This is a genomic window from Halomonas sp. KX33721 (assembly GCF_001596805.1).
GTDB classification, from domain to species: Bacteria; Pseudomonadota; Gammaproteobacteria; order Pseudomonadales; family Halomonadaceae; genus Vreelandella; species Vreelandella aquamarina.
Genome location: NZ_LVIA01000099.1, coordinates 1 through 2,339 on the forward strand (window position 1 = coordinate 1; position 2,339 = coordinate 2,339).

Annotated in this window: 3 protein-coding genes; 1 reads left to right on the plus strand and 2 read right to left on the minus strand. The window is 60.0% G+C overall.

All coding sequences use genetic code 11. The features are described from left to right. Both A3220_RS16540 and tnpA read right to left on the minus strand, forming a co-directional pair. On the minus strand, positions 1–1,019 hold a 1,019-nt coding region (locus A3220_RS16540), incomplete at its 3' end, for an IS1182 family transposase (RefSeq protein WP_062376040.1). A gap of 288 nt (positions 1,020–1,307) precedes the next feature. After that, positions 1,308–1,718 (minus strand): IS200/IS605 family transposase, encoded by a 411-nt coding sequence (gene tnpA / locus A3220_RS16545; protein ID WP_084812817.1) that lies wholly within the window; start codon positions 1,716–1,718, stop codon positions 1,308–1,310. Positions 1,719–1,774: 56 nt separating this feature from the next. Between tnpA and A3220_RS16550 the strand changes: the two genes are divergently transcribed. Next, positions 1,775–2,339, plus strand: a 565-nt coding sequence (locus A3220_RS16550) for an RNA-guided endonuclease TnpB family protein (protein ID WP_164834411.1), incomplete at its 3' end; no start/stop codon positions are given.

Genomic DNA, 2,339 nt, shown 5'->3' on the forward strand with positions numbered 1-2,339 from the left:
CTGGCACTGAAGTAGCCGGTATCACCCAGCAGGTGGTCAGGTTTTCCCAGCGTTTCCGGGTAACCTTGCCAGGCCGTCAGTAGCGGCATGACTTGCTGCTTGTCATTGGTCGCCTGCGTGACGTGGACATGGGTCACCAGCAGACTCTCGGTATCAACCGCGGCTTGGGCGTTGTAGCACTGATCAAACCCCTTGCCGGTGACCGGCATGATGCGCGACTGCGGGTCGGTGAAATTGATCTGATCCTTGTCACGCGGGCCACCAGTGGGCGGTTCGGGGTCACGCCCACGGGGCTTCTTGCCGGCCTTGCGCTGCGCCTCCCGCCGCGCCACCTTTTCCTGATAGGCGGCTTGCTCGGTGGCGTCCCGCTCCTCGGCGCGCGCCTCGATCTTGGCCTTCGCCTCAGCGATGGCCGCCAGGCGGGCTTCACGGCGGGCAATCTCGGCGGGGATATCCATGCCGTCGGCCGCGTCCTCCTTGTCCGCCGACTCGGCCCGCTCGGTCAGCGCTTTCACCTCTGCCCTGAACTGTGCCTCCAGCTTCTTGGCATGGCCATACGACAACGCCTTGTGCTTGCTGGCGTTGGCCTTGAGCTTGGTGCCGTCCAGGGCGATGGTGCCAAGCTTGAGCAGCTTCATCTCGCGGGCCAGCAGCAGCACCTGTACGAACAACTGTTCCAGTTCCGGCAGAAAGCGGCGGCGAAAGGTGGCCAGCGTGTCATGGTCGGGATGGGTATTGGCGGCCAGGTAGCGGAACGCCACCGAGTCATAGGTGGCACGCTCGATCTTGCGGCTGGAGACCACCCCGGTGGCGTAGCCGTAGATCAGCAGGCTCAGTAGCACCGCCGGGTGATGTGCCTTGGAACCCCGCCCCATGTAACGCCGGGTCAACGTCGAGAGGTCCAGTTGTTCGACAACATCGACAACGAACCGCGCCAGGTGACCATCGGGCAACCACTCGTCTACCGAAGGCGGCAGCAGGTAATCGGTCTGGCGATCCACAGGGATGAAGCGGCTCATGGCGATCTTCTCAGCTCGGCGATGACGGTGGTCAGTATCTCACGGTGCAACGGAAAGTCCGACAGGCTGCTAGCGGGCCTTGCGCATCCTGATAGGTGGACGTCTCCCAAAACTTGCGAAGCGTACTTTTGGCTATTACCCGCATAAGCTCTCCCATTTCGGGATATTGTAGGTTCTCCCATTTTGGGAATCAACTGTTTTACCGGCTATTCCAACCAGCTCAGCAACAACCCGCGTGAACCCTCGCCCACTCGGGCGGGGAGGTAAGCGGGGGCCGCACAAGCGGCCCTATTCTGGTGTCTTCTGTCCCTGCACATAAGCCTTGAGCGTCTCGATAGTGGCTCCGCCTGCGCTACAAGCGAAATACGATCTCGACCACAGCACGGCGCTCTTGCTGAGGCGCGGAATATGGGCATTCAAGAACCGCACCCGTCGGGACGACGTGGATTTCAAATTGTTGACCAGCACACTGATCGACAGCCTCGGCGGATATTCCACGAGCAGGTGAACATGGTCTTCTTCACCATCGAACTCAAGGATGCGGCAGTCGAGTTTTTCGCAAGCTGATTCAAATGCCTCTCGGAGCTGCCCTATCATGTAGCCGTCGAACACTTTGCGCCGATACTTCGTCGTAAAAAGGTGGACGACTAGCCGAGTGACGCTATGCCGCCCTCGCCGATAACTTTCATACACACTCACTTTACATTCCTCGTTATAGTCCTTAATCTCTGGCTATTATAGCAGTGAGCACTGACATGCTGAAGGCCACCAAGGTACGCATCTATCCCACGACCGAGCAGGCGGAGTTCCTGAACCGCCAGTTCGGTGCGGTACGTTTCTGCTACAACACCGGCCTTCGCATCATGTCGCATCGCTACAAGCGTCACGGGCAGTCGCTGAGCGCCAAGCACGACATCAAGAAGCTGCTGCCGGTGGCCAAGAAATCGCGCAAGTACGGCTGGCTGAAAGGGGCGGATTCCATGGCGCTCCAGCAGTCTTGCATCAACCTTGATCATGCCTTCCAGCGCTTCTTCGACCCCAAGCAGAAGGCCGGCTATCCGCGCTTCAAGAGCAAGCGGGGCAAGCAGTCCAGCTATCACTGCGTCGGCGTCAAGGCCGGCGACAACTGGATCAAGGTGCCCAAACTGGGGCCGATCAAGGCCAAAGTTCACCGGCCTGTTGACGGCAAGCTCAAGAGCATCACGCTGTCGCGCACGGTCACCGGCAAGCACTACGCCTCGCTGCTCTTTGATACCGACCAGGCGACCCCCGTGCCGACCATGGACGTTGAYACCTCTCGCGTCGTCGGACTGGACATGG